The organism is Thiogranum sp. (assembly GCF_058323355.1).
On sequence record NZ_JBTTIO010000038.1, the window covers coordinates 17906 to 42662 of the forward strand.

Here is a 24757-nt window from a genome sequence, read left to right on the forward strand (position 1 = left end):
ATGGTTTACCGCATTACCATCAAGGATTACCTGTTCGAAAGCCGGCTGTTCATGCAGCGTTCGGTACAGGCACTGATGTTTGCAGCCCTGCTGGTGGCAATACTGATCGGCCGCCTGGTCTACCTGCAGATTGTGGCACACGAACACTACATCACGCTGTCTGATGACAACCGCATCAAGATTCTGTCGGAACCCCCCAACCGCGGGCTGATCTTTGACCGCAATGGCGTCATCCTGGCCGATAATCTGCCGTCCTACCGGCTTGAGATAACCCCCGAGCAGATACACGAAGACATGGATGCTGTCGTCGACCGGCTCGCCACACTGGTAACGATCCGCGACATTGACCGCAAACGTTTTGACAAGCTGAGAAAACGTACACCCGTATTCAAACCGGTACCCTTGCGTTTTCACCTCAGCGACGAGGAGGTTGCGCGCTTTGCCATCGACCGACACCGTTTCCCCGGCGTGGAAATTGTCGCCGGCCTGTCGCGGCATTACCCGCACGGGCCGCTGGCGTCACACGCCATAGGCTATGTCGGGCGCATCGATGTACGCGACCTGCAACGCATCGACAATTCCGACTACAGTGGCACCACGCATATTGGCAAGGTCGGCATTGAGCGTACCTATGAAGACAGGCTGCACGGCAGCGTCGGATTTCGTCAGGTGGAAACCAATGCCGAGGGACGTGTACTGCGCACACTGATACGCACACCGCCGATCCCGGGTGAAAATCTCTACCTGACACTCGACCTGGAACTGCAGAACATTGCCGAGCAGGCCTTCGGTGACCGCTCCGGCGCCGCTGTTGCCATCGACCCGGACACCGGCGAAGTGCTTGCGCTGGTCAGCAAACCCACCTACGACCCCAATCTGTTCGTCAACGGTATCGATACGGCAACCTACGCAGCATTGCGTGATGATGAGCTGCAACCCCTGTTTAACCGGGCGCTGCGCGGCCAGTACCCACCCGGCTCCACGATCAAACCCTTTGTGGGGCTGGGCGGGCTGGAGCAGGGTATCACCAGCACCCATGCGCACACCTTCTGCCCGGGCTATTACCAACTGCCCGGCAAAGACCGAAAATACCGGGACTGGAAACGCAGCGGTCACGGCACCGTGGATTTAACCAGCGCTATTGCCCAGTCCTGCGATGTGTATTTCTATGACCTGGCGTTATCCATGGGCATAGACCGCCTGTACAGTTTCCTGTCGCTGTTTGGCTTCGGCAGCAAAACCGGGCTGGATATCAGCGGGGAGTTGCCAGGACTGATGCCGTCACGCGAATGGAAGCGTGCTGCACGCAACCAGCCATGGTTTCCCGGTGAAACGCTGATTACCGGTATCGGCCAGGGCTTTGTACTGACTACACCCGTGCAACTGGCCAGCGCAACTGCAACACTGTCGAAATACGGCCACCGGGTCAGACCCCACATTGTGGTTTCGACCCAGTCATACGATGACCCGGAACTGTCTCCGGTTCCGGTTGAAACAGTTCTCGACATGCCAATTGAGGATCGAAGCAACTGGGACGCTGTCATCAACGCCATGCGCGAAGTGGTGCACGGACGGCGTGGCACAGCACGCAAGATTGGCGTGGGCGCCAAATATGACATCGCCGGTAAAACCGGCACTGCCCAGGTATTCGGCCTGAAAGAAGAAGAAAAATACGATGCCGAGAAGCTCGTCAGAAAGCTGCACGACCACTCCCTGTTCATCGCCTTTGCGCCGGTTAAAAAACCGCGTATTGCCATCGCCGTGATTGTCGAGCACGGCGGCAGCGGCAGCGCGGTCGCTGCACCGATTGCGCGAACCATTCTCGACCAGTACCTGTCAAAGCCTGCATCATGAGTACTCTGCTCGACAGTGCCCGCGAAGATGCCAGTCGCCGTGACTGGCAACACCTGCTGCATATCGACGCGGTACTGTTGTTCGGCCTGCTCGCCACATCACTGTTCGGCCTGTTCGTGCTGTACAGCGCCGGCGGCCAGGATCAGTCTATCCTGACCCGCCAGCTGGTACGCCTCGGTATTGCATTCGGCGCACTGGCCCTTGTTGCCCAGCTGCGGCCACAGTGGCTGCAACGCTGGACGCCCTGGCTTTACAGCCTGGGCATTGTGTTACTGGTCGCGGTACTGGCGATGGGCGACATCGGCAAGGGTGCGCAGCGCTGGCTGGATTTTGGCTTTGTTCGCTTTCAGCCGTCGGAAATGATGAAACTGGCGGTACCTATGATGGTTGCCTGGTACCTGGCCGACAAACGCCTGCCGCCCACCGGCTGGAGGCTGACGATAGCCGGTGCACTGATCGTGGTACCGGTACTGCTGATTGCCCGCCAGCCGGATCTTGGCACCTCACTGTTAATCGGCAGCACCGGTTTCTTCGTCCTGTTCATGGCGGGCCTGTCATGGCGGCTGCTGGGCGGGCTGGCAGTACTGGGCGCCGCCGGTGCGCCGGTGCTGTGGCATTTCATGCACGACTACCAGCGCCAGCGGGTCATTACCTTTCTGAACCCGGAGCAGGACCCGCTGGGCACCGGTTACCATATTATCCAGTCGAAAATTGCCATTGGCTCCGGCGGCGTTTTCGGAAAGGGCTGGCTGAACGGCACCCAGGCGCACCTTGAGTTCCTCCCCGAGCGCACCACGGACTTTATCTTTGCCGTACTGGGCGAGGAGTTTGGCCTGTTCGGCATCCTGATCCTGCTGGCGCTGTACACCTTTATCATTGTGCGCAGCCTGCACATTGCTACCCAGGCACAGGATACCTATGGACGTCTGCTGGCCGGCAGTCTGGCCATGACCTTCTTTATCTATATTATTGTCAATACCGGGATGGTCACCGGGTTACTGCCGGTCGTCGGCCTGCCACTTCCCCTGGTCAGCTATGGAGGAACATCCATGGTGACCCTGATGGCCGGTTTCGGTATCCTGATGTCCATACACACGCACAGAAAACTGCTGCCAACCTAGGGAAAATACTGTGTCATTAAGGAAGCTGTTACAAAATACCCTGATCGTGCTTTTCACCGGCCTTGCACCTGTTATATCAATGGCTGGAGACTTTACGCACAACACACGCACCCGGACATTCATCGATGACATGGTCAGGAAGCACGGCTTTGACCGTGCGGCCCTGGAATCCCTGTTCAACGAAGCCAGAAAACGTGAGGATATCCTTGAAGCCATTGCGCGACCGGCGGAAAAAACCAAACCCTGGCACGAATACCGGCAGATTTTTCTTACCCCCGACCGCATTCGCGGCGGTGCAAAATTCTGGCGCAAGCACGCCGAGGTGCTGAATCGCGCGGCAACAGAATTACAGGTGGATCCCGCTGTTGTCGTTGCGATCATCGGCGTCGAGACCCGCTATGGCAAGCACACGGGGGGGTACCGGGTATTGGATGCCCTGTCGACACTGGCATTCGCCTACCCGCCGCGCAGCAAGTTCTTTCGCTCGGAACTCGAACAGTTCCTGATTCTGGCGCGCGAGGAAAAACTTGATCTGCGTAGCGCAAAAGGTTCTTATGCCGGCGCCATGGGTTATGGCCAGTTCATCCCCTCCAGTTACCGCAATTACGCCATCGACTTTGACCAGGATGGTCAGCGCGACCTGTGGGGCAATATCGATGACATCATCGGCAGCGTGGCCAACTACTTCCATCGCCACGGCTGGCAATCCGGGGAACCGGTCGCCAATCGCATTACCCAGGGGAAAGTACCGGCAGCGCTGGTTTCACAAAACAGTAAACCGGACAAGACAGCCGGCGAGCTCGCGGCACTTGGCATACGCACCACCCCGCCGCTGTCCACACATCAGCCGGTGGCCGTACTTGAACTGCAACAACGCAGCGGCCCGGAATACTGGCTGACCAGCAACAATTTCTATGTCATCACCCGCTACAATCGTAGTCCACTCTACGCCATGTCGGTGTACCTGCTCAGTGAAGCCATCCGGGATGCCTACCAGAAAGACTCATAACAGGATAATAGCTGCCTGTACCGGACTGTCCCTTGCCGGGCTTGCCCTGCTATTGTCATCCTGTTCGACAACGGGTGGAAGCCGCTACAGTCAGCGCCACGACAGTGCGCCGGACCGGCAGGTGGATGTCTCCCATGTTGCCGACGCCATACCGCGAGCGGAACCCAGGAGCCGTTACGGCAACCCGGACACGTATGTCGTGCGTGGCAAACGTTACCACACCCTGCCCAGCAGTAGCGGTTACCGCGAACGCGGCATCGCCTCCTGGTATGGCACAAAATTTCACGGCCACCGCACCTCCAGCGGCGAAAGTTACGACATGTACAAAATGTCTGCCGCACACAAAACCCTGCCACTGCCAACCTATGCACGCGTCACCAACCTGCGAAACGGCAAGTCGGTGATCGTCAAAATCAACGACCGTGGACCGTTTCACGAGAACCGGTTGATTGATCTGTCCTACGCGGCAGCCAGCCGCCTGGGTATCCTGGGTAAAGGCACAGGCCTGGTTGAAGTGGAAGCCATCAACCCCGACCGGCCAGCCCGGCAAACAACCCGGGCAAGCAGCCTTGCCAGCCAGCCCAAACGACAAACACGCGCCATTGCGCCAGCAGCCACACAGGCAAACGAGCCGTCACTGTTCCTGCAGGTCGGCGCCTTCCTGAGCCGTGATAACGCAGAACGGCTCAAACGTCGTCTTGCAGCGACAACACCTTCAGGAAAGCTTCACATCAGTGAAAGCTATACTAACCGGCAACGCGTATACCGGGTGCGCATAGGCCCGCTCGACTCTGTCGAAAGTGCAGACAAGCTCTCGCAAAATCTCCTGCAACACGGCATCGAAGCACCTCGCGTCGTCATCGACTAGGCGTTGAAAATAACCCCTCAAGCGCACACAATGCGGCACTTGATGCGATCACAGGATAATTCATGAAACACAAGCCGCTGTTTTCTTTTTTACTGACCGTGCTGCTGCTGACCAGCAGTCTTCTCCACGCAGCGACTCCCATCCCCAAACCCCCGTCGGTAGGCGCCAGGGGCTACCTGGTGCAGGACTTCCACAGCGGCCAGACAATTGCGGAAAGGAATGCCGATCAGCGCATGGAACCCGCGAGCATCACCAAGCTGATGAGCGCCTATGTTATTTTCAGCGAAGTCCGTAATGGTACGCTGGCACTGGAAGACAAGGTGCGTATCAGCAAGAAGGCCTGGCGCACCGAAGGCTCGCGCATGTTCGTCGAGGTCAACACCCAGGTCAGTGTCGCTGACCTGCTCAAGGGCATGATTATCCAGTCGGGAAATGACGCTACCGTGGCACTGGCTGAACAGGTGGCCGGTACGGAAGAAGGGTTTGCCGCGCTGATGAACCATCATGCGCAGCAACTGGGCCTGCGCGACAGCCATTTCGTCAACAGCACCGGCCTGCCACACAAGGACCACTACACCACGGCACGCGATATCGCCATCATTGCACGGGCACTGATTGCAGAGTTCCCTGAGTACTACCAGTGGTACTCGGAGCGCAGCTTTACCTACAACGGCATCACCCAGTACAACCGCAACAAGCTGTTATGGCGTGACGCATCCGTCGATGGCCTGAAAACCGGTCACACGGACTCAGCCGGCTATTGCCTTGTGACCTCGGCCGAACGCGACGGCATGCGCCTGATCACCGTCGTGCTGGGTACAAAGAGTGAAGAGGCGCGCGCCGATGCCAGCCAGGCACTGCTCAATTACGGTTTCCGTTTTTTCGAGACCCACAAACTTTATGACAGTGGCAGCAAGCTGGCCAACACCCGTGTCTGGAAAGGCGCAGTTGAAAATGTAGACCTGGGACTGGCAGACACCCTGTACGTTACCGTTCCACGCGGCGAGTACAAAAATCTCGATGCCTCGATGCAGTTACAGGAGCAGATTACCGCTCCCGTCTCCAGTGGGCAGGTGCTGGGTCGAGTGGTCATCCGCCTCGGCGACCAGCTGGTTGCAGAAAAAGACCTGGTTGCACTGAGCGCCGTTCCCGAAGGCAGCTTCTGGCAACGTATCGTTGATGAAGCATTGCTGTATTTCGAATAAGCCCTCCCGCCATGAGCATTGTCTACCTGAACGGCGATTTTATGCCGATAGAAGAGGCCTGTGTTTCGGTCACCGACCGCGGCTTCCTGTTTGGCGACGGCGTCTATGAAGTCATCCCCGCCTACGGCGGGCGTCTGTTCCGGCTGCCACACCATTTACAACGTTTGCAGGACAGCCTGGATGGCATTGAACTGTCCAATCCGCTCAGTGAGTCGGAATGGACCCAATTACTGGAGAGCCTGCTGCAGCGGAACCGGCATCGTGCCGGCGCCAACAATGACCAGTCGGTCTACCTGCAGGTTACACGCGGCACAGCGGCAAAACGCGATCACAGCTTTCCGGCCGAGATACACCACACTGTTTACGCCTGCTGTAACCCGATACCTGAACCCGACCCGGCTGTTGACCGCGAGGGCGTAACAGCCATCACCCTCGATGATATTCGCTGGGCCTGGTGCAATATCAAGGCAATAACACTGTTACCCAACGTACTACTCCGCCAGCAGGCGGGTGAGCGCGGCGCGGCCGAAGCTATTCTGATCCGCGATGGCCTGGCCATAGAAGCATCGTCCAGTAATATATTTATCGTTCGGGATGGTGTTGTCATTACGCCACCCAAAAGTCCCTTGATGCTGCCAGGCATTACCCGCGACCTGGTTCTCGAACTGGCACAACAACACGGTATTGCGTTCCGCGAGGATGACATTACTGAAGACATGCTGCACGAAGCGGATGAAGTGTGGATTACCAGTTCCACAAGAGAAATCGTTCCGGTCACCCGGCTCGATGACAGGGCTGTCGGCAACGGCTCACCGGGAACGGCCTGGAGAACCATGTTGGCACACTACCGCCAATACAAGGATGCCGTGCGTCGCGGCGAAGCAGAATAGCCGGCCAGGCTTCAACTACCGGAAAACCGTTACGACCGGAACAGAAAAGAAAGTGTGGGCGTGGTTCATAGCGACTGGTTACGCAGAATACCCACGCCCAGCCCCTCTATTTCCAGGGACTGCTCGCGCAGATCGACGCGGATGGGCTCGAATTCCTCGTTCTCCGGCAACAGGTAGACAATGGAACCGCGTTTGCGGAAACGCTTGACTGTCACCTCGTCGTCCAGGCGCGCCACGACAACCTGGCCGTTTTCTGCCTGGCGGGTTCGGTGCACTGCCAGCAGGTCGCCATCCATAATGCCGATATCGCGCATACTCATTCCCCTGACGCGCAGCAGGTAGTGCGCGCGCGGATGAAACAGCGCGGGATCGACCGGGTAGTAGTCCTCGACATGCTCCTCGGCCAGGATCGGCTCGCCGGCGGCAACACGCCCCACCACCGGGATACCCTCTTCTTCCTCGACATCCTCCAGCAGGCGGATACCGCGCGAAGAACCCGGCAATAATTCGATATACCCCTTGCGCTCCAGTGCCCGCAAGTGCTCTTCCGCTGCATTGGGCGAACGAAAACCGAAGGCCCTGGCAATCTCTGCCCGGGTAGGCGGGTAGCCTTCATCGTAGATACAATCCCGAATCAGCGTCAAAATTTCGGCTTGCCGGGGAGTTAGATCGTCCATCGCATCACCTGCTGTGTTTATATCCAGTATACTGGAAGTATATACAGGTATCTGAACGATGCAAGCCGGACTAAACAGGCAAGATAAAATATCCCGGTAGCGCTAGAATATCCGTGCCCGTCCATTCCATGGAGCCACTCGACCATGAAAAAACTGAAACATGAACCCGAACTGGTCAAGGAAGCCATCCTTGCCGGGGTAAAATATGCTGAAGAGCGCGGTGTCGTTGAATTTGAACCGACTGATTCTGCCCAGGAAAAAATCGAGTATATCTACCGGCTGCTGATACACGACAAGCTGATACAGCCTTTACCCGAAGACCAGGTATCGCAGAAATCCATGCGCCACCGACTGGCAATCTGGGTCTCCAGACAGCTGCCGAAAGACCATCCCCTGTTAAAATAACCCCGTCATATTCTCGAACCGGCACGGCAAGACGGATACCGGAAACAAATAAAGCGCAGTAAATTCATTGTGTTACATATAATCAGCTAGTCAGGACATTAAATATTCCAGCCAGACTGGCGATAACCCGGGTGATAAATCGCCGCACACGAGCCAAGGGAAAAGGCAAAATGCAACAGGGACTTAGCGAAAATTTCACGCACCATAAAGCACCCTTCAGACCATGTCAGCATTCCTGACACTGAAATCACCTGCTTACCGATTACTGGCTGGCACGTTTACCGGCTGGAAAAGCTGGATAGTGCCTGTTCTGCTGGGTACGCTTCTGTTTGCCTCCAGTTTCCATAACACGCTGCTGTTCCATACCTTTGCCGAGTTATTTGCCATTATGGTGGCCATCATAACCTCGGTTGTCGCCTGGCAGACTTACAGCCTGTCCCGCAACAACTTCCTGATGTACCTGGGCACGGGTTACTTCTGGATCGGCATCCTCGACCTGATGCATACCCTGACCTTCAAGGGAATGGGTGTCCTTCCAGATTATGATGCCGGCACGAGCATACAGTTCTGGATTGTAACCCGCTATTTCGAAGCCGCATTGCTGTTGTCTTCGGCCTGGTTCCTGAAACACCACCTGAACCGGGACCTGTTTCTCGGTGTATTTGGACTGGGCTCTGCCATCGCCACAGCATCCATCCTGGCGGGACATTTTCCAGCGACCTATATCGATGGAGAAGGACTGACAAGGTTCAAGATTTACAGTGAATACACCATCATTGGCATACTGTTACTGGCGGCTTATATTCTTTCCCGTAATCGCCAGTTTATTGATCGTTACATCTACCAATTGATGATTGCATCGATTCTTCTTACGGTAACGGCCGAGCTTTGTTTCACCCTTTACGTCAACCTGTACAGCGGCATACTCGTCGCCGGCCATATTTTTAAATTTTTCTCCTACTGGCTGATATTCCTTGCCGTGGTAAGAACAACGCTTACCAGACCCTACAAAGCTATGGCAAGAGTTTCCAGCACCTACGACGCTATCCCCTCTCCGACGATTGTGGTCGATATGGATGGCTTTGTTCGACAGGTCAACCAGGCCGCCTGCCAGCTTGTTGGCCGTGATGCCCGGGATATCCTTGATCGTCACTGCCACGACCTTTTTCACCCGCGCTCCATCGATACAGGTGATTGTATGGTTTGTCATCATATCCGGCTTGGCCAGCCGCTTTCAGGCTATGACATGGAATGCCCCGACGAAGGCATCTGGCGTGAGTATTCACTGGCGCGCCTTGAGATATCCGGTGAAACAACCGGCATGGTACAGGTCTTCCCGGACATCACGGACCGAAAGAAGGCACAGGACGATTTGTTCCGGCAGGCAAATTACGATGCCCTGACCGGCCTCCCCAACCGCGTGCTGGCAACAGATCGTCTTGAACAGTCAATACGTAACGCAGCACGCTCGGGCCGGCATGTAGCCGTTGTCTTTATTGATATCGACAACTTCAAACATATCAATGACACACTCGGCCATGCGTTTGGCGACAGAATACTGATCAGGGTGTCTGAATACCTCGCACACTGCATGCGTGACAGTGATACGGTTGCTCGCTGGGGTGGCGATGAATTCCTGGTCATCACACCGGATCTGCAGTCGCTGGAGCAGGTCGAAGTCGTTGTAGAAAAGATTTTTGAAAAACTCAGCCAGCCGATCGTTATCGACGACAGGAAGTTCACCACCACGGCAAGCCTGGGGATCACCGGCTATCCTGACGATGCAGAGAATGTCGATGAATTACTTAGCCATGCCGATGCAGCCATGTACCAGGCCAAATCAGCAGGCAAAAACACGTATTGTTTCTATACCCCGGACATGAATGCAAAGGTCAGCCGGCGTCTGGAAATTGAAGCAGCACTCCGTTATGCCATCGAACGCAATGAGCTGTCGCTTTATTATCAACCCGTCATCGAAATCGGCAGCGGAAAAGTATTTGGCGCTGAGGCCCTGTTACGCTGGAACAGTTCAACACTGGGTAACATTCCGCCCGATCAGTTCATTCCGCTGGCAGAAGAATCCGGCCTGATCTTCTCGATCGGTAACTGGGTTATCGATACCGCCTGTCGTGACGCGGCACGCTGGTCGGATGAAGGGTTTCCGAACCTCAGGATTGCCATCAACATATCATCCCGGCAGATCAGGCGCGCTGACTTCCTGTCCATCATGCAGGATACACTGCGCAAATACCGGCTCGCCCCCGAAAATATCATGATCGAAATCACCGAAAGCCTGTTACTGGAAGAAAGTGAAGACAATATCCGTATCCTGGAGGAACTGAGCCAGTCGGGACTGAGCCTGTCTCTCGACGACTTCGGCACAGGTTATTCTTCGCTCAGTTACCTGAAGCGTTTCCCCTTCAGTGAGGTCAAGATCGACCGGAGTTTTGTTCGGGACATCACCACGGATGAAAACGATGCGGCCCTGTGCCGGGCCATCATCGCCATGGCCGAGAGCCTGAACCTGATCGTAATTGGCGAGGGCGTGGAAAACAGGGAACAACTCGATTTTCTCGCGAACCATGGCGCACACTATGTGCAGGGCTACTATTTCAGCCCGGCCATCTCGGCTGCAGCCTTCCTCACCTACCTTGACCAGGCAAACGCTCAACAGAGACCCGGCCAGACAACACAGGGATAACTTCCTTCCCGCAGACAGGGCCTTGCCCTGGCAAAACCCGTCTTACCAGAGGGAATATCGCCTTGCCGGCCTTTCCTGTCACTGCCGGGACAGCTATCATTAGCACTTGTTCAATGCGGTTCATCCCATGTCAGTCAGCAGCTCATCCATCACACGCCATATCACCCGCGCCGTAAGCATTGGTAACGTCACCATCGGTGGCAGTGCGCCCGTTGTGGTGCAATCCATGACCAACACCGACACGGCCAATATCGACGACACCGTGCAGCAGGTCGCGCAACTGGCAAATGCCGGTTCCGAACTGGTACGCATCACTGTCAACAGCGAGGAAGCTGCCGCCGCCGTACCCGCGATCCGCGAGCGGCTGGATGCCATGAACATCAGCGTACCGCTGATCGGTGATTTTCACTTCAACGGGCACAAGCTGCTGGACAAGTACCCGGACTGTGCGCAGGCGCTGGGCAAGTACCGCATTAACCCGGGCAATGTAGGTCGCGGCAAAAAGCGTGATGAACAGTACGCCACCATGATCGAAACCGCCTGTCGCTATGACAAGCCGGTACGCATCGGTGTTAACTGGGGCAGCCTCGATCAGGCGCTGGTGGTTCGACTGATGGACGAAAACAGCCGATCGACACAACCGCGCGACACGCAGGATATTATTCACGAAGCCATGGTGACCTCGGCACTGGATAACGCCGCGCGCGCCGAAACACTGGGCCTTGGCCGGGAGCGTATTGTCCTGTCCGTAAAAATGAGTGGCGTGCAGGACTTGATCGCCGTCTACCGCACACTGGCGCGACGCTGTGACTACGCCCTCCATCTCGGCCTGACCGAGGCCGGCATGGGGGCGAAGGGTATTGTGGCTTCCACGGCGGCACTGTCAGTCCTGTTGCAGGAAGGTATTGGCGATACCATCCGTATTTCCCTCACCCCGGAACCCGGCGGCAGCCGGAGCGAGGAAGTACGCGTGGCGCAGGAGATCCTGCAATCCATGGGGTTGCGCGCCTTCACCCCGAGCGTGGTCGCCTGCCCGGGCTGCGGCCGTACCTCCAGTGACTATTTCCAGAAACTGGCGCAGGATATCCAGGGCTATCTGCGCAGGCAGATGCCGGCATGGCGTGAACAGCACCCCGGCGTAGAGGACATGACTGTCGCGGTTATGGGCTGTGTGGTGAACGGCCCGGGTGAAAGCAAACAGGCCAATATCGGTATCAGCCTGCCGGGCACAGGTGAAAGACCGGTTGCGCCAGTCTATGTCGATGGGGAAAAAACCGTGACATTAAAAGGCGAATCCATTGCCGAGGAATTCCAGCAACTGGTCGATCAATATGTGATGGAGCACTATGGCAACACGCCGGGCTAGCACGCAGGTTGTACCTTGAGTGGCGCCAGTATGCGTGGCGGTTTGCCGCACTCAACCTTCAGCGTCGTCCGCAGTGCCACGGGGTATTTGAGGACAAAGTCCCAGGGTTGTTCTCGGTACGTATCCGACATTTCCTGGTGGCCCGCGCTGCCAGTTCGGCGTTGCACGCCTGCACCGCCGGGTCAGGGTGCATCTGGAAGCTGGCGACGGGAACACTTCCATCAGGCTTGTTTTATATCGTATCCGCGCGGCATGGGCTTGTAATTCTTTCCTTCGAATACCGTCGTTTGGGTGCCGGGGCTTTTACTTGAATGATATGAGAGATAAAGTTAAAGTCCAAACCTATGAGGAAGATCCATAACAATTCGATTTTCAACTATTTGCTGGTGTTGTGTCTCAGCATTGCGCTGTTACTGGCACAGACAGGCAAATTGCATATGCATCTTGAGCATGATGATCACTCTGAATCATCAGCACATGTGGTTGGCGTCCACCCGGAATCGACACTTCATGATTTTGACCGGACAAATCACCATGGCGAACATCCTGATGATCATTCCGCTGATGCTGTAGATGTGAGTCCGGGCATAGCGTTGAAGAACGCGAATTCACTGAATCCTCTCGTCGTCATCCTTCTTTTCATGGGCCTCCTTTTGTGTATTCCACGCCGAATGAGTGTGCCCGGACAGCGATTTTATAACATTCTCTTTCCCTCCTGTTATTATTTATTCCAACCACCCCTGCGCGCGCCACCTGCAAAATAAATCTGGACTTCTCACTCCGGATAAATTCCTGCCGTAGTCGATAAGATCGTCTGCCACGAATCCCCAGGGGTTGGTGTGAGCGATGGCTTGTCGGTAACCCACACCTTTAAAAATATTCCAATTAAAACCCAGTCACGCTGTTGCTGTATGCAGGTGATGTTTTAACCCACACAGGAGATAGCATAGATATGTTATCCAAATCGAAGAGCCTGTTCTTCGGCTGTACATTACTGTTGCTCAGCACGTTACTGCATGCCGAAACGAGTACGGGTAAAGACCGGTTGAATACAGGCGCGCATAGTATCAATTTACACGATGCGATTAGCAAAACCTTCGAGCATAACCCGGCATTGAAATCTTTTGGCTATCAACTTAAGGCTCAGCAGGGTTTGGCGTTACAGGCCGGCATGTCTGCCAGTCCTGAGTTTAACTTTATCATCGAGGATGCCCTGGGGACAGGCGGTTTTAAAGGTGCTGACAAGGCGCAGGCCACCTTGAGTATCAGCTGGGTCGTCGAGGGCGAAATTCGCCAGGGCTATATTGATGAGGCACGGGCCGGCACATTGGCGCTTTCCACCGAGGCAAATATCAAACGTCTGGATGCGGCGGCAGAAACGGCGCGCTTGTATCTTGTCTGTCTGGCAAATCAGGCTCGTCTGGAAAATGCAGATAAAAGTCTTGCACTCGCCAATGAAACGGTCATCGCCGTTAATCAACGCGTGGTGGCCGGTAAAACATCAGAGGCTGAACTGGCACGAGCCGAGGCAGATCGGGAAAGAAAGCGCCTTGACCGGGAAGAGCTTGAACATCAACAGGAGACGGCGGTTCGCTTATTGGCCGCGCAATGGGGCGAAACTTACCCTATGTTCACCCGCGTCGAAGGCGATGTCTTTCGTCTGCCGAACCCTCTGTCATTTGAAACCCTCAAAAGCCGCCTTGAACAGAGTCCTGATTTTCTTCGCCTGTTGTCGGATAAACGCCTCAGGCAGGCCCGGTTAAAACTGGCGGAATCCCGAGGCAACCCGGAATGGCGGGTTAATCTTGGCCTGCGCCATTATGAACGCACCAATGATCAGGCGCTGGTCGCGGGCATTAGCATTCCTTTTGGTGAGCGTGTTCGCAATACCGGGCGTATTACCACAGCGCGGGAAATATTGTCACAAACCCAGGCGCTGGAAGATGAACTCAGAGTTCGAATAGAAACCACGCTGTATGTGTTATCTCAGGAATTGCGGCACAGCCTGCACCGGGTTGACGCCTATCGCAGCCGGATTATCCCCCGGCTTGAAGCGGCACTGAAGCAGACCCGCCGGGCGTATGATTTGGGCCGCTACAGTTATCTTGAGTGGCGCAGCGTGCAGGCGGAACTGCTCAAAGCGCGTACATCGTTGATCAAAGACAGTATCGACGCACACCTGAAAGTCATTGAGATTGAACGTTTGACCGGTGTGTCCATGACAAAACCGGCGGATAACAACCGATGAGAGCAACCATGAAACGATTTAACCAAAGATGGACAATAAAAAGTCTGGCGATCATTTTCCTGAGTACGCTGATAAGCGCCTGTGGGAATACAGAATCCGAACAACGTGGCTCAGAAAACAGTACACACGGCGGCACAGAGGAAGTTGAGGTTATCAAAGGCCCCCACGGCGGCCGCCTGCTCAGCAGTGGCGATTTCAACCTTGAATTATCCATTTTTGAAACTGGCGTCCCCCCTGAATTCCGCGCCTGGGCCAGCCTTAAGGGCCAACCGCTAAAGCCCGCTGAAGTTGATCTCAAAATCAGGCTCACCCGCCTGGGCGGCAAGGTTGATGAAATCAAATTTACACCGCACGGCGATGCGATGCGTGGTGACCGCGTTATTTATGAACCGCATTCATTTATTGTCAGTATCGACGCAAGGCACAAGGGCGCCCAATATCACTGGCAATACGATAATTTTGAAGGCCGCACGAAAATTGAAACAGCGGTGGCCAAAGCGCTGGGAATAGGCACTGCCATTGCCGGGCCGGTGGTATTGCAGCAAACCATCAATGTATTTGGAAAAATCACCCCAAACAGCGAGAAGGTCAACCATATTGGTGCACGTTTCCCCGGGGTGATTCAATCTGTTTCGGTCTCTGTCGGTGATGTGGTCAGGAAAGGCCAGGTATTGGCAACGGTGGAAAGTAACGAAAGCCTCAAGCTGTACAGCATCAAGGCATCCATCGATGGCGTGATTACTCAGCGAAATGCCAATGCCGGTGAACAAGCTGCTGAACAAACCCTGTTCAGCATTACGGACACTTCAACCGTTTGGGTGGATCTATCCCTGTTTCCCGCGGTTCAACAGCACGTCAAAGTCGGCGCGCCGGTTCGTTTTACGTTGGCCAATACGAGCCAGACTTTCGAGGGCAAAATAGCCATGATCAATATTCTGGCTGAAGCCAACCAATCGGTCACGGCGCGCATGGTCGTTGAAAACAAGCATGGCCAATTGCTCCCCGGCAGTTTTGTCACGGCAAAAATCAAAGTCGGTGAGATTGCGGTACCCCTGGCGGTTAAACGCTCAGGTCTGCAGGCATTCAGGGATTTCACCGTGGTCTATGCACAAATAGGTGAAGAGTACGAAGTGCGTATGCTGGAACCGGGGCGGCAGGATGATGAGTGGATAGAAGTACTGGGTGGTCTGGAGGCCGGCACGCGCTACGTGACGGAAAACAGCTATGTCATTAAAGCAGATATTGAAAAATCCGGTGCTTCACATGATCACTGATTTGGCAACCACTCATCCAGCTTTGGGAATTCATGATGCTTGAAACAATTATAAAATTATCACTCGCCCGACGTGGTCTGGTGATTGTACTGGTGCTGATGGTCATGGGCCTGGGGGCCTGGAAATTCACCCAGTTGCCGATTGATGCGGTGCCGGATATTACCAATATCCAGGTGGTGATCAACACCGAAGCCCCGGGTTACACACCCCTGGAGGCGGAACAGCGGGTAAGCTTTCCGATAGAAACGGCGATGGCCGGCCTGCCGAGATTATCCTATACCCGTTCCGTATCACGCTATGGCCTGTCCCAGGTCACCATGGTGTTTGAAGAAGGCACGGATATCTATTTCGCACGCCAGCTGGTTAATGAACGGCTGAGTGCGGCCAGGGGGAATATCCCCAAAGGTCTGGAGCCGACGCTTGGCCCCATTGCAACCGGCCTGGGTGAAATTTTCATGTTCACCGTGGATGCGCAGCCGGGGGCAAGAAATGCCGATGGCAGCCTGGTGACGCCCACCGATTTGCGCTCGGTGCATGACTGGATTATACGCCCGCAGCTCATGCGCGTGCCCGGCGTGGTGGAAGTCAATCCCATCGGTGGATACAAAAAACAGATCCTGGTTGCCCCGGATCCTGCCAGACTCCTGGCCCATGGTATTGATTACGCCGATGTGGTCAAGGCCGTCGAGCAAAACAATAGTAATCGCGGTGTCGGTTTTATCGAACACAATGGCGCGCAATGGCTCATGCGCGTGCCCGGTCAGGCCGGTGATTTACAGGATCTGGAAAACATCCTCATTCGCCAGCAGCAGGGGCTTCCCATTCGCATAAAGGATGTTGCCACGGTTTCGCTGGGAAAAGAGCTGCGCTCGGGAGCCGCTACGCAAAATGGCCGTGAAGTAGTGATGAGTACCGTATTCATGCTGATCGGTGAAAACAGCCGCACCGTGGCCAATGATGTCGCCCTGAAACTGGAAGAAATCAAGGCCAGCCTGCCGCAAGGCATTAGTGCAAATGCGGTGTATGACCGCACCAGCCTGGTGGACAAAACCCTGGTCACGGTGCAGAAAAACCTGCTCGAAGGCGCGCTGCTGGTGATTGCCGTGCTGTTTTTGTTGCTGGGCAATATCCGCGCTGCTGTTTTAACCGCTGCCGTCATTCCCATTGCCATGTTGATGACCATTACCGGTATGGTGCAGAGCAAGGTCAGCGCCAATTTAATGAGCCTGGGCGCGCTGGATTTTGGTTTGATTATCGATGGCGCGGTGATTATCGTGGAAAACTGTTTGCGCAGGCTGGGCCATGTCGGCACCAGACCACTGTCGCTCAACGAACGCCTTGAAGTGGTGTTTGATGCCACACGCGAGGTGATTCGCCCGGCCTTGTTCGGCGTATTTATTATTACCGCTGTCTACATTCCGATTTTCGCCCTCGACGGCGTGGAAGGAAAAATGTTTCACCCCATGGCGCTGACCGTGATGATTGCGCTGCTCAGTGCGATGGTGCTTTCCGTGACCTTTGTCCCTGCCGCCGTCGCCATTTTGTTCCGCAAACCCATACAGGAAAAACAAGGCAAAATCGTGCAGGCCGGCCGTTCACTGTATCGTCCCGTTCTGATGCTGTCACTGCAATATCGCTGGCTGGTGGTCTCGCTTGCGGTGGTATTGGTGCTGGCTTCTGCGACATTGGTCCCAAAGCTGGGCTCGGAGTTCATGCCCAACCTGGATGAAGGGGATATCGCCATGCATGCACTGCGCATTCCCGGCACATCCTTGCAACAGGCGATTCAACTGCAGGAGGGGCTGGAAAGGGAAATCAAAAAACTGCCTGAAGTCAAAACCGTATTTGCAAAAATCGGTACCGCGGAAGTGGCCACCGACGCGGTGCCACCCAGTGTTGCGGACAATTTTATTATTCTCAAACCCCGTGATGAATGGCCTGATCCCGACAAACCGAAATTGCAGGTGGTGGCAGAGCTGGAGGCGCTGGTCGCCCCTATCCCCGGAAATCGTTATGAGTTTTTGCAGCCAATTCAGATGCGTTTTAATGAACTCATATCCGGGGTTCGGGCGGAGCTGGCCATCAAGGTGTTTGGCGATGATTTCGATCAGTTGATCCAACTGGGCGATGACATTGAAAAAGCCCTCAAAAAAGTATCGGGTGCTGCGGATGTTGCGGTAGAGCAGGCCACCGGTCTTCCGGTGATGACCATACAGCCGAAGCGCGAGGCCATGTTGCGCTATGGCCTGAGCATCGCCGAATTGCAGGAGATACTGGCAACCGCATTGGGTGGCAGCGTGGCCGGTCAATACTATGAAGGCGACCGACGTTCCGATATCGTCATACGATTGGCGGAACATCAGCGTAGCGACACGGATGCGCTGTCCAGCCTGCCGGTGATGCTGGCCAATGGCGATTATGTGCCGTTGGGCGAAGTGGCGCAGCCTGTCTTGCTGACGGGTTACAACCAGATTTACCGGGAGAATGGCAAGCGGCGTATTGTGGTGGCCGCCAATGTGCGTGGCCGCGATCTTGGGTCTTTCGTGCAGGATGTGCAGCAATCGGTTGCAGAGAATGTGGAGATACCCGCCGGCTACTGGGTTGAGTATGGGGGCACCTATGAAAAACTGCAATCGGCCACGCAACGCCTGTCCATTGTGGTGCCATTAACCCTGGCTTTGGTGATTGGGCTGTTGATTATGGCGCTGGGCTCGGTCAGGGACGCCGCGATCATTTTCTCCGGCGTGCCATTGGCGCTCACCGGTGGCATTATCGCATTACTATTGCGCGATATTCCCTTTTCCATATCCGCCGCGGTGGGTTTTATTGCCCTGTCAGGCATCGCGGTTCTCAATGGCCTGGTCATGGTTGCCTTCATTCGTGATTTGCGCGTGCATGGTCAGCGTTTGAATGACGCCATTGTTGATGGCGCACTCACCCGATTGCGTCCGGTGTTAATGACAGCCCTGGTGGCGGCCCTGGGCTTTATTCCCATGGCGCTGAATACAGGCATCGGCTCCGAAGTTCAACGGCCACTGGCGACCGTTGTTATTGGCGGCATTGTTTCGTCCACCTTGCTGACCCTGGTGGTGTTGCCCGCGTTGTACCGATTGGTGCATGCGCGAGAGGGAACATGTTAGAACACGGCTGTCCCGTTAAGGCATGAATAAAAAGTGAACCGCCTCGGAAATCCCGGAGACCGTTTTGTTTGGGTCAGGCCACCATGGCTGACTTCTCCTGTTGGCGATAATACGTCGCCTCCAACTCCGCCGGTTAACCGTTACCGATGGGTTCCAGCAACGGGTCGATCAATATGTAATGGAGCACTACGGCAACACGCCGGGCTAGTACCTGCACAGCCTCAGCGCACCTCATGTAACAGCGGCACCCGGGCAATCCTGTCCTGGTTATCGAAAATCCGGCACAGGGTCGTCAAGGTATCCCGATCCCGTTTCAGGGTGTGAATCTCGTGTTCGGTAAGCACCAGTTTCCCGTTGGCTTCCAGTGTCCGCAACAAGGCAACTTCCGATTCGAAATAGCGTGAAAACATAATGCCCCAGCCGTTCTCCAGGGCTTCGATATTGAAGTGCTCGTTCACCAGCACACCGGTCATTATCGTACGTCGCAGCGCATCATCCGATTCCAGTTCGATACCACGCTCTGTGGGTATTTCACCCAGCCCTACCATGCGCTGGTAACCCTCAAGCTGAACCGCATTCTGACTGCAGGCATCTTCCAGAACCGACACGGCCGCTGGCCCGACACCGATAATGTCCAGTCCCTTGATATCGGTGTAGCCCAACGGCGACCAATATAATGGCGCATCCTTTGCCAGCGACGGTTCAGCATCTGTAACGTACCAGTCCAGCCCGATGTGCCGGTAACCAGAACCTGACAGGAAGTCTGAAAGCAAGGATGATGGTGAAACATCGTCCGTAACATTATCCTGCCCGGCAGCCGTCATCAGACGGACACATTCCACGCGGGTTTGTGCCAGAAAGCGCTCGACGGCTTTCAACAGGGTATTGCCCGGTTTCGCCGGCAACAGCAGGTCAATGGCCAGTGAACGGTAACCCAGACTCCTGATATCTTCCAGTAGCTGCCCGGTACGCTCGATGCCGGCGAATACATCCCCACCATCAGGATCAGGCGATGACAGGTCCACACACATGCGCGTCTTGCTGAAACCAAGCACACGCAAGAGTTGCAAACGCTCCAGGGGAGGCCGGGACAATCCAAAACAGGCACACCAGCGTGTCAGTGCCGCCGGCGTGACAGAAAAGGCATTCTGAATACTGGTGGAGAGTTCATACAGGGCATCGTTGGTCCAGCTGACTGTTATACCTGGCGCAAGTACAACGCCCTCAAGCGGCCGGTCTGTATCAAACAGTTCTCCCTGGAGTTGTATTTCCCGTGTGATCGCCGAGTGCCACGGCAATAGATGCACCGCACCCTCCTGGCTGTTTTCATGAGTGGTTCGTGCAGCATTCTGCACCACCAGCATCAGCGGCGCCGGTACCGGGTCACCGTTACTGCGTAACACCCACTCGCGATAATCGCTGGCGTCAAATTCGGGGGTAAACGAGGCAATACCGGGATACAGGCCGCAGCACGGCTCGAAAACCTCGGGCATCGGCGCCTCGTTGTTGTCTCGTTCTCCGGGTAACCCCATGCGACATATCCGTCTGGTGACAGGGGTGCATAGTATTACCCGGGCGGCGGCAACACCTTGATGCAGATCAAAGTGAGCCGGAAGGAGGGTGTGTTTTAGATAAATTGGAGCCGGTGAGAGGAGTCGAACCCCCGACAAACTGATTACAAGTCAGTTGCTCTACCAACTGAGCTACACCGGCGTTAGGAAACTGCCCCAGACGGGGCGGCTATTGTATTCGAGCAGCCGATACTGCGCAAACTATTCACAACTGACCTGCTGCACCTTGATATTCGGGTAATCTGACACGAGCTGCTGCCAGTCCGGCGTGGATTCCGGCGGCGGCTGCATGCCTGCCTCGATATCAATCCAGTACACCTTGCTGGTTTTATAACGCGTGTTGAGCATGGCGTCGTAGCCCAGCTTGCGGACGCCCTCGCGGCGAGCCTGTGCTTTACTCTTGCTGGAGAATATGCCGAGTGATATGCGGTTACGCCGACCGACAAAGTAGTCTGTCATACCCGCCGCTTCCAGCGTGCTGACAACCTCACGGGCCTGCCCGGGGGATGTTGCCGGCAGGTACACCTGGTAACTGGACGGAATCTGGATCTCGCCTTCCCTCGATGTGGCCGTATAACCCTGTGCAGACAGCCGGTCTCGCAACCGGGTTGCCTCACCGACCGTAGCCAGTGGTCCGAGGGTACGGCAGACCGGCTTGATCCGCGTGGCCGGCAGCGTTTCCTTATCGACCGATGATGGTACTGATTCAGGGGCCGCCATCTCAACCCCGCTTTCTGCCTCGCCAAGTGCTGTGTCCGGGGTACCGGCAAGCACCCCCGCCCGGTTTCGCTCTGACAATAAAACCAGAGGTTCAACAGCGGGAGGCAGTGGCCTGAGCTGCGGCGCCGGTGGTACGGGGGCCGGCTGCGACTGTATCCAGGCAAAGTACGCCAGGTTCAGGCCGAGCAACAGGTACACCAGATATTTCAAGTGGCTGCCTCATTTGCAACTACCGCCAGCCCCTTCAGAACCAGCTCCGGTTCATGTTTCGGAGTACTTCCAAGTAAGGATATCAAACGTTCGGCGTCTCCACCGGTCAGTAGCAGGGAAACGTTCCTGCCAAGTTCACTTTGTAAATCTGCACTGACCCTGTCCAGCAAGGATACTGCCGTATACAGGCTTCCGCCCAGCACCGCAGACCCGGTACTGCTGGCAAGCAACGAGATTTCTCCCGGATCGCCTTCACCGATGTTGACATCTGCTGTCCTGTCGCACAAAGATGAGATCATAAGTTCGATACCGGGTGCGATCAGCCCCCCCAGGTGGCGCCCGTCAGCAGACAGTGCATCAATCGTAATCGCAGTCCCGCAACCCAGAATAACCGCCGGGCCACGGCACTGTGCATGCGCTGCAATCAACGTAGCCCAGCGGTCGTTACCCAGGCACTCCGGCTTTGCATACGCATTGATCACCCCACACTGTTGCGCCTGGCTGTGCAGAAACTCCGGCAATATCTTCCAGCGCCGTTTTACCCAGGTGCGCACCGATTTCTCAAACTCGACACCGGCAACATTGGATACGATGACCCGTTCCGGTGTCTCGAGCTCTTTCCACGCCGGACGGGCAATGTCCTTGAACGGCTTGGAACCGCGCAGTAGTGGCTTGCCACTGGTCCACTTGTCACCATCCTGCAATGCCCACTTTACGCGGGTATTGCCAATATCAATGAGGAGATTCATACGGCCAGCCGCACACTGACTTCACCGGCATGGAAAGCCCTGACCTTTCCGTCCTGCTCGATGAGTAACGCACCGTGGGCATCGACACCTCTTGCCACACCCCGGATATCCGTTTTCTGACCCGTATGAAGGTCAACCGGGAGGCCGGCTGTTATGTCGTGACGCTGCCATTCTTCAGCGAACGCGGCGAGTCCCTGCCGGGAAAATGTATCTATAACCTGTATAAGACTTTCCAAGAGCTTTCCTGCGAGTTTGTTCCGTTGTTGTTCCAGCTGGTTTGCCCTGAGGTCGGTCCAGGGCTGATCAATCTTTACTGCAGCACTATCCGACATGCGCAAGTTGATGCCGACACCGATGATGACATGATAATCTCCACCACTCTCGCCGCTGAGATCCAGCAGGATACCCGCCAGCTTGCGTCCATTAAAGAAAATATCGTTCGGCCACTTCAGTCCGAGACCGTCTATACCCAGTCTGCACAGGCTCCGGTGCACCGCAATCGCCACAGCAAGACTTAATCCACCGGATTGCAGTATGGTTTCATCCAGCACACAGGCCAATGAGAGGTACAGGTTTGAGCCGTAAGGCGACACCCAGTGACGCCCACGACGCCCGCGCCCGGCACGCTGCCATTCAGTAAGGCAGACGTTAAAACACTGCTGCCTTGCCGGTGGTGACATGCGCTTCAGAAAGTCGTTGCTGGAATCCACCTCCTGCCGCACCTCAAGACATTCAATCCGTTGACGGGTCTCAACCCGCATATGGCCATGAATCGTTTGTGCATCAAGCGGCTCGAAAGGTACCGCCAGCCGGTATCCACGCCCTCGAATGGCATGGATGTCGAGTCCAAGTTCCCCCAGCCCGCGAATCTGTTTCCACACGGCAGCACGGCTGACGCCAAGCTGTTTTGCCAATCCCTCACCAGAGTGGAAGCAGCCATCGGCAAGATGCTCGATCAATCGATAACGCATTGACATTACGTAAGTTTAACATAGCCCCGGCACACAGTCCGGGGAGCGGGAAATAATACCCGGGCCAGTTCGGGAACAGTGACAGATTCCACCAGGCATAAGCGGAAATTTAATATTGGCGCCTCACCGCCGATAGCGGAAGTGGGCACCGGCCCAGGATTTCATACCCTTGCTGACACTACGGAACCGGCCATGACTGCATTGCAAAAAGGAACCCAGGCAAACCTGGCGCGCACTTCGGAGATGATTCCGTCGATCCCCCTGTATAAACGCGCACCGCGCGAAGATGAACATGGCCGGCCACTGTCGGACTTTATGATGATTATTCCGAAGCTGCGTAACCGTCCTGAACACCTGATCGAGGAAACCGTCGTCAAGATAGAACGGGTCCTGAAACGTTATACCCACGCCGTGGTATTTGCCGACCTCAACCTGAAGCTTAATGTGCTCTGGGTGATCGTGCGTCCCGAAGCCAGGGTCGGCTGGAGGCTCCCTGCCGCCATCAACAACGCTGTACCGGAAGCACTGCTGGTCGCGCAGCCGGCGTTCTGATTTCAACTGTTAAGCACAGACTCCACCTCGGCAAACGTACGTGCAACACTGACAATCTCGATAACGCGATCCAGCTGCTTCTCGATCTGTGAAGCTGAAAAGATGCCACGGATGGCCGGCGCATCGGTATGTGGATCACGATCAAGTACCAGGGAATGTCGTCTGCCAGCCTTTTCCAGTAGCGCGACAACATCAGCCACTGTGGCACGCTTTACTTCGCTGATATCTGTCGCTTCAAGGTCGCTGTGTGGTGTCATAATGTCACGCACCATGATTTCTTCGTGTCGTAAATTAAGCTCCTGTCGGAACTGGATCGGTTTTTCACCCTGGATATCCGTCGATGTGATCAAACCAAGTACTTTCTTGTCTGGACTTACCACGAACAACAGCCGTACACCGGCAGTTTTCATGCGTTGCAGCGCCCATTCAATTGACACATCCGGCTCGACCGTGACGGCAATCTGTTGACGTAAATCTGTCATTGCCAGGAGTGCTGGAGATTTCATGCTTAACCGCTCAGTAAGTTCCTGACTTGGCTCAAAATAACCTACCGACGGAGGAAGTGGGTGTAGCGGGAGAGATGTTTGTTTGACCATTGTCTTAACCCCGTCTGAGAATGTATTGTGCCCTGTAAGGTATAGACCAAGCAGACGAAACCTTCAAAATACCGGGTTATTCGTCAATCCCGGGACAAAAAAAATACCCGACCACAGTGTGATCGGGTATTTCGGTATTAAAGCCTGGCAGTGTCCTACTTTCACATGGGAACCCCCACACTATCATCGGCGCTGAGCGGTTTCACTTCCGAGTTCGGGATGGGATCGGGTGGTTCACACTCGCTATGGCCGCCAGGCAAACTGGTTAACTATTTGGGGTCAGAGTAAAAATTCTTCTCATAACTCTGGGATCAATGGGATCAATGGGGTCAGACTCGATTGATCACGGCGGACACGTCAGTCTGTGGCATTGACGAGATCAATCGAGTCTGACCCCATTGATCCTTGATCTTCCATTGATCTTTGATCTGACACCAAATAGTTGAATAAAGAAAGTTGTTAAAGATCGGGTTGTTGCATACTTGAGAATCAACACCCGGATCGTTTGGGTGTTATATGGTCAAGCCTCACGGGCAATTAGTACTGGTTAGCTTCATGCATTACTGCACTTCCACACCCAGCCTATCAACGTCGTAGTCTTCGACGACCCTTCAGGGGAATCAAGTTCCC

The 24757-nt window shown here is 55.3% G+C and carries 19 protein-coding genes, 1 tRNA gene and 2 rRNA genes; 13 read left to right on the forward strand and 9 right to left on the reverse strand.

What is annotated here, in order from left to right; genetic code table 11:
- The 6 genes from mrdA (at position 1) to ACW81B_RS06030 (ending at position 6947) form a co-directional block, all read left to right on the forward strand.
- Positions 1–1854 carry a penicillin-binding protein 2 gene (mrdA, locus tag ACW81B_RS06005; protein WP_491579309.1) on the forward strand — a complete coding sequence of 618 codons (1854 nt, stop codon included), beginning with the start codon at positions 1–3 and terminating at the stop codon, positions 1852–1854.
- Complete coding sequence (gene rodA / locus ACW81B_RS06010; protein ID WP_491579310.1) at positions 1851–2975, forward strand: rod shape-determining protein RodA; 1125 nt, start codon at positions 1851–1853, stop codon at positions 2973–2975. The genes mrdA and rodA overlap by 4 nt, the downstream gene beginning before the upstream one ends.
- Positions 2976–3054: 79 nt before the next feature.
- Positions 3055–3984, forward strand: a complete 930-nt coding sequence (gene mltB, locus ACW81B_RS06015; protein ID WP_491579311.1) for a lytic murein transglycosylase B — start codon at positions 3055–3057, stop codon at positions 3982–3984.
- Entirely contained in the window at positions 3962–4852 is an 891-nt protein-coding gene (locus ACW81B_RS06020) for a septal ring lytic transglycosylase RlpA family protein (RefSeq protein WP_491579312.1), read from the forward strand. The genes mltB and ACW81B_RS06020 overlap by 23 nt, the downstream gene beginning before the upstream one ends.
- Positions 4853–4914: 62 nt before the next feature.
- Positions 4915–6057 carry a D-alanyl-D-alanine carboxypeptidase family protein gene (locus tag ACW81B_RS06025; RefSeq protein WP_491579313.1) on the forward strand — a complete coding sequence of 381 codons (1143 nt, stop codon included), beginning with the start codon at positions 4915–4917 and terminating at the stop codon, positions 6055–6057.
- 11 nt (positions 6058–6068) lie between these two features.
- Positions 6069–6947 carry a D-amino acid aminotransferase gene (locus ACW81B_RS06030; protein ID WP_491579314.1) on the forward strand — a complete coding sequence of 293 codons (879 nt, stop codon included), beginning with the start codon at positions 6069–6071 and terminating at the stop codon, positions 6945–6947.
- Positions 6948–7012: 65 nt separating this feature from the next.
- Here the strand turns inward: ACW81B_RS06030 and lexA are convergent, their stop codons facing one another.
- The gene (gene lexA, locus ACW81B_RS06035; protein WP_491579315.1) at positions 7013–7624 is read right to left on the reverse strand and encodes a transcriptional repressor LexA; all 612 of its coding nucleotides are present in this window, start codon (positions 7622–7624) and stop codon (positions 7013–7015) included.
- A gap of 144 nt (positions 7625–7768) precedes the next feature.
- Here lexA and ACW81B_RS06040 point away from each other — a divergent pair, with 144 nt between their 5' ends.
- From ACW81B_RS06040 to ACW81B_RS06065, 6 genes are all read left to right on the forward strand, one after another.
- Positions 7769–8029: a DUF5062 family protein gene (locus tag ACW81B_RS06040; protein ID WP_491579316.1), complete on the forward strand. Its 261-nt coding sequence runs from the start codon at positions 7769–7771 to the stop codon at positions 8027–8029.
- Positions 8030–8252: 223 nt separating this feature from the next.
- The gene (locus ACW81B_RS06045) at positions 8253–10730 is read left to right on the forward strand and encodes a putative bifunctional diguanylate cyclase/phosphodiesterase (protein ID WP_491579317.1); all 2478 of its coding nucleotides are present in this window, start codon (positions 8253–8255) and stop codon (positions 10728–10730) included.
- A gap of 127 nt (positions 10731–10857) precedes the next feature.
- Positions 10858–12096 (forward strand): flavodoxin-dependent (E)-4-hydroxy-3-methylbut-2-enyl-diphosphate synthase, encoded by a 1239-nt coding sequence (gene ispG / locus ACW81B_RS06050; protein WP_491579318.1) that lies wholly within the window; start codon positions 10858–10860, stop codon positions 12094–12096.
- A 904-nt stretch (positions 12097–13000) separates the two neighbouring features.
- A complete protein-coding gene (locus tag ACW81B_RS06055) occupies positions 13001–14344 on the forward strand; it encodes a TolC family protein (protein ID WP_491579319.1) in 1344 nt (447 codons plus the stop codon).
- Positions 14345–14352: 8 nt separating this feature from the next.
- A complete protein-coding gene (locus tag ACW81B_RS06060; RefSeq protein ID WP_491579320.1) occupies positions 14353–15618 on the forward strand; it encodes an efflux RND transporter periplasmic adaptor subunit in 1266 nt (421 codons plus the stop codon).
- 32 nt (positions 15619–15650) lie between these two features.
- A complete protein-coding gene (locus ACW81B_RS06065; protein ID WP_491579321.1) occupies positions 15651–18758 on the forward strand; it encodes an efflux RND transporter permease subunit in 3108 nt (1035 codons plus the stop codon).
- Positions 18759–18979: 221 nt separating this feature from the next.
- Here the strand turns inward: ACW81B_RS06065 and ACW81B_RS06070 are convergent, their stop codons facing one another.
- The 5 genes from ACW81B_RS06070 to birA form a co-directional block, all read right to left on the reverse strand.
- The gene (locus tag ACW81B_RS06070) at positions 18980–20290 is read right to left on the reverse strand and encodes an oxygen-independent coproporphyrinogen III oxidase (RefSeq protein ID WP_491579322.1); all 1311 of its coding nucleotides are present in this window, start codon (positions 20288–20290) and stop codon (positions 18980–18982) included.
- 105 nt (positions 20291–20395) lie between these two features.
- Positions 20396–20471: transfer RNA gene (locus ACW81B_RS06075), tRNA-Thr, on the reverse strand.
- A 59-nt stretch (positions 20472–20530) separates the two neighbouring features.
- Complete coding sequence (locus ACW81B_RS06080) at positions 20531–21259, reverse strand: hypothetical protein (protein WP_491579323.1); 729 nt, start codon at positions 21257–21259, stop codon at positions 20531–20533.
- A complete protein-coding gene (locus ACW81B_RS06085; RefSeq protein WP_491579324.1) occupies positions 21256–22008 on the reverse strand; it encodes a type III pantothenate kinase in 753 nt (250 codons plus the stop codon). The genes ACW81B_RS06080 and ACW81B_RS06085 overlap by 4 nt, the downstream gene beginning before the upstream one ends.
- On the reverse strand, positions 22005–22979 hold the full coding sequence (gene birA, locus ACW81B_RS06090; RefSeq protein WP_491579325.1) for a bifunctional biotin--[acetyl-CoA-carboxylase] ligase/biotin operon repressor BirA: 975 nt from the start codon (positions 22977–22979) through the stop codon (positions 22005–22007). The genes ACW81B_RS06085 and birA overlap by 4 nt, the downstream gene beginning before the upstream one ends.
- 192 nt (positions 22980–23171) lie before the next feature.
- Here birA and ACW81B_RS06095 point away from each other — a divergent pair, with 192 nt between their 5' ends.
- Positions 23172–23531 (forward strand): hypothetical protein, encoded by a 360-nt coding sequence (locus ACW81B_RS06095; protein ID WP_491579326.1) that lies wholly within the window; start codon positions 23172–23174, stop codon positions 23529–23531.
- 2 nt (positions 23532–23533) lie between these two features.
- Here the strand turns inward: ACW81B_RS06095 and ACW81B_RS06100 are convergent, their stop codons facing one another.
- From ACW81B_RS06100 to ACW81B_RS06110, 3 genes are all read right to left on the reverse strand, one after another.
- Positions 23534–24013, reverse strand: coding sequence for a CBS domain-containing protein (locus ACW81B_RS06100; protein ID WP_491579327.1), 480 nt, complete (start codon positions 24011–24013; stop codon positions 23534–23536).
- Positions 24014–24269: 256 nt separating this feature from the next.
- Positions 24270–24384, reverse strand: a 5S ribosomal RNA gene (rrf, locus tag ACW81B_RS06105).
- A 259-nt stretch (positions 24385–24643) separates the two neighbouring features.
- Positions 24644–24757: ribosomal RNA gene (locus tag ACW81B_RS06110) — 23S ribosomal RNA — on the reverse strand; the annotation flags it as partial.

Coding starts and splice junctions, on each gene's coding strand:
- ACW81B_RS06030 (WP_491579314.1), top strand. CDS start 6,069: ATGAGCATTGTCTACCTGAACGGCGATTTTATGCCGATAGAAGAGGCC.
- ACW81B_RS06040 (WP_491579316.1), top strand. CDS start 7,769: ATGAAAAAACTGAAACATGAACCCGAACTGGTCAAGGAAGCCATCCTT.
- ACW81B_RS06045 (WP_491579317.1), top strand. CDS start 8,253: ATGTCAGCATTCCTGACACTGAAATCACCTGCTTACCGATTACTGGCT.
- ACW81B_RS06085 (WP_491579324.1), bottom strand. CDS start 22,008: ATGAATCTCCTCATTGATATTGGCAATACCCGCGTAAAGTGGGCATTG.
- ACW81B_RS06025 (WP_491579313.1), top strand. CDS start 4,915: ATGAAACACAAGCCGCTGTTTTCTTTTTTACTGACCGTGCTGCTGCTG.
- ACW81B_RS06095 (WP_491579326.1), top strand. CDS start 23,172: ATGACTGCATTGCAAAAAGGAACCCAGGCAAACCTGGCGCGCACTTCG.
- birA (WP_491579325.1), bottom strand. CDS start 22,979: ATGCGTTATCGATTGATCGAGCATCTTGCCGATGGCTGCTTCCACTCT.
- ACW81B_RS06065 (WP_491579321.1), top strand. CDS start 15,651: ATGATGCTTGAAACAATTATAAAATTATCACTCGCCCGACGTGGTCTG.
- ispG (WP_491579318.1), top strand. CDS start 10,858: ATGTCAGTCAGCAGCTCATCCATCACACGCCATATCACCCGCGCCGTA.
- ACW81B_RS06060 (WP_491579320.1), top strand. CDS start 14,353: ATGAAACGATTTAACCAAAGATGGACAATAAAAAGTCTGGCGATCATT.
- lexA (WP_491579315.1), bottom strand. CDS start 7,624: ATGGACGATCTAACTCCCCGGCAAGCCGAAATTTTGACGCTGATTCGG.
- rodA (WP_491579310.1), top strand. CDS start 1,851: ATGAGTACTCTGCTCGACAGTGCCCGCGAAGATGCCAGTCGCCGTGAC.
- mltB (WP_491579311.1), top strand. CDS start 3,055: ATGGCTGGAGACTTTACGCACAACACACGCACCCGGACATTCATCGAT.
- ACW81B_RS06070 (WP_491579322.1), bottom strand. CDS start 20,290: ATGGGGTTACCCGGAGAACGAGACAACAACGAGGCGCCGATGCCCGAG.
- mrdA (WP_491579309.1), top strand. CDS start 1: ATGGTTTACCGCATTACCATCAAGGATTACCTGTTCGAAAGCCGGCTG.
- ACW81B_RS06100 (WP_491579327.1), bottom strand. CDS start 24,013: ATGACAGATTTACGTCAACAGATTGCCGTCACGGTCGAGCCGGATGTG.
- ACW81B_RS06020 (WP_491579312.1), top strand. CDS start 3,962: ATGCCTACCAGAAAGACTCATAACAGGATAATAGCTGCCTGTACCGGA.